Source organism: Vibrio sp. 10N.237.312.B06, assembly GCF_041464685.1.
Classification (GTDB): Bacteria; Pseudomonadota; Gammaproteobacteria; order Enterobacterales; family Vibrionaceae; genus Vibrio; species Vibrio tasmaniensis_A.
The window spans coordinates 1-2,321 of the sequence record NZ_JBFSPI010000176.1; the positions used below are offsets into that span (position 1 = coordinate 1).

The window sequence follows — 2,321 nt, forward strand, 5'->3', positions numbered from 1 at the left end:
ACACAGCCTCCCCTTGTCCTATATGGCTTACCATGATTTCACGCACATTTTTTAACGCAGATTGTTTTTTTGTTCGAAAACCGTACAATGATTTCAACGATGTGAATCAGTTTTATAGTGTGTCGCTACTTTCAGCGAGTTTGTTTTTCCCTGTTCAATCTAAAAATAAACAGAGTATCGAAAGCATATAGCGAGTCGATAACTGTCCACTGGTACAGCTCAAAACCAAGTTCGCTCTCTAGCGAAATCAGTCTCTCAACTGCCCAAAATGAGGAAAGTGTCTTAGCCACTTTGATGCTAATAGGAAATGGAAAACGGTCAGATAATCCACGCGCTTAACCAACGCGGAACTGGCGAATAGGCATTAAGTTGTCGCTGTCTCTTTTGAGATTGTATGTTCTTACAAACAAGGTTTTAAATGGCTAACTTCGATACTCAATCAGAGCTTTTAGCCCTAAAAGCTCAAACTAAATCACTCCGAAAGCGCTCCTACAAGCGTAGAAAATCACGCCTCGACAAATACAAATTTGAACTGCTAGAGCTGCATCAATCAGGCGCAACTGGTGCAGAGCTACAACGTTATTTACGCAGCAAAAGAATCAAAGTTACCCACTCAACTGTTCAACGTTGGTTAGCAAATAATGGCTAAATTCGCAAAGAACGTAGACCCCGTAGCCGTTGCAAAAACGCAAGCTGCTAACGTAATGAAGCAGATGCAGGGAAGTGTGATTTCTTCTGTTGGAAGCGTCAGAAATTTCGAGAGCGTACTTCCTAAGATCGCACAGTACGCGAATCAAGAGCTTGGCTGCGGATTGAAAGAAATAACCCCTCTGCAAGCCCATGAGTACCTACTTGACCGCGCTGCCGAAGTTGGTAAAAGCCAACTCGATATGGAGCGTCAAGCACTGCAAAAAATGATGCAGTATGTCTCTAAAAAGCTAGATCCGAACGAAAAGTTAGCTGTCGTTCATTCAGAAAATGTTCAGATAAAAGGCTCTCGATCTTACACAACCGAGCAAGTACAAATCGTTGCAAATGCTCAAAATGCCCGGAACTCACTAGCTACAGAGATTGCATACGCTGCTGGATTAAGAGCGCATGAGCTTCACACTATCCGCCAAATCTCAGAACGGCAGCCAAGTGATCGACCTGCGCATGAAGCAAAATTTAGTGGACGTGATGGTGTGCGTTACACCGTAGACGGAAAAGGTGGTTTGATACGTGAAATCCAATTGACTAGAGAGCTTTCAGAGCGACTCGAAGCACATCGAATCTCATCGCCACAGTTAGTCGTTGACCGCGGCATTAACTACCAGTCTCACTATGACATTGCCGGTGGTAAAAATTGGAGCAACTCATTCTCGGCTGCATCAAATCGCTCACTGAATTGGAGTCGTGGAGGCCACGGCTTGCGGCATAGTTACGCACAAGAGCGAATGAGCGAGCTACAAGAACGATTCACACGAGATGACGCATTAAAAATCGTTTCTCAAGAGATGGGACACTTTCGACCAGAAATCACAGAGGTTTATTTACGATGAAATACGGACTACTCATTGTTCTTATTGTCGCTCTAGGGTATGGCGCAAAATGGAGCATTGAAACACTCGATAATGCCATACTAATAACGGATTACTGGCTATCAGAAACCGCAAATGGGAACTGGAAATTGGTCAGTTTCCAAAATGATGAACCCAAACTTTACGACTTTCAAAATCATCAAACTTTTAGCGGAATTGCTAAAGCACTTTGGCCTGTCTTTGGAACATTCGCACTTGGATTAATCATCCTTCCATTTCTAGCTACATACATTTACCGTTCTGCTATAAACCTTGAAATCCAAGCTGCACTAAAAGCTAAAGATCAAGCGATTGAAAACCAACGCACCTCAGAGAAAGAAGCACAAACATTCAAACTAGAATCGAAAAAATGGGCTGAAGATTCAGTTAAGGCTGCAAACGACAAAGCATACAAAGACGTACACCAACAGTTCGAAGCAAAATACAACAAACTGAGACAACAAGAACGGTCACTGATAGAAAGAGAAAACTCAGTCGTTGAACGAGAAGGCAAGATTTCTGAATTAGAACGTTCAGCGCAGGACCAGGTTCAACATATCAAAGCTCAATATGAAAAAGAGCTAGAACGCTTTGAAAGTGAAAAAGCAACATACACAAAGAGTAGAAAGAACGCTGTCGCAGCAATGAACCGCAGAAAAAGAAAAGATAAAAGCATGCAATGAATCGCCCAGCAAGCCGAAAGGACAAGCCCTTTCGGCTGCGCCGACCCCTACCCATTTCGACTCAAATTTATGAGTGATT

3 protein-coding genes are annotated in these 2,321 nt (G+C 43.0%); all 3 read left to right on the top strand.

What is annotated here, in order from left to right; genetic code table 11:
• Positions 1-418 precede the first annotated feature (418 nt).
• From AB6C75_RS23285 to AB6C75_RS23295, 3 genes are read left to right on the top strand one after another with little or no spacing between them, the layout of a single operon-like run.
• Positions 419-649 (top strand): hypothetical protein, encoded by a 231-nt coding sequence (locus AB6C75_RS23285; protein WP_102461335.1) that lies wholly within the window; start codon positions 419-421, stop codon positions 647-649.
• Positions 642-1,541: an integrase gene (locus AB6C75_RS23290; protein ID WP_102461334.1), complete on the top strand. Its 900-nt coding sequence runs from the start codon at positions 642-644 to the stop codon at positions 1,539-1,541. Before AB6C75_RS23285 ends, AB6C75_RS23290 begins: the two co-directional genes overlap by 8 nt.
• Positions 1,538-2,242: a hypothetical protein gene (locus AB6C75_RS23295; protein ID WP_102461333.1), complete on the top strand. Its 705-nt coding sequence runs from the start codon at positions 1,538-1,540 to the stop codon at positions 2,240-2,242. The genes AB6C75_RS23290 and AB6C75_RS23295 overlap by 4 nt, the downstream gene beginning before the upstream one ends.
• Positions 2,243-2,321: the final 79 nt, after the last annotated feature.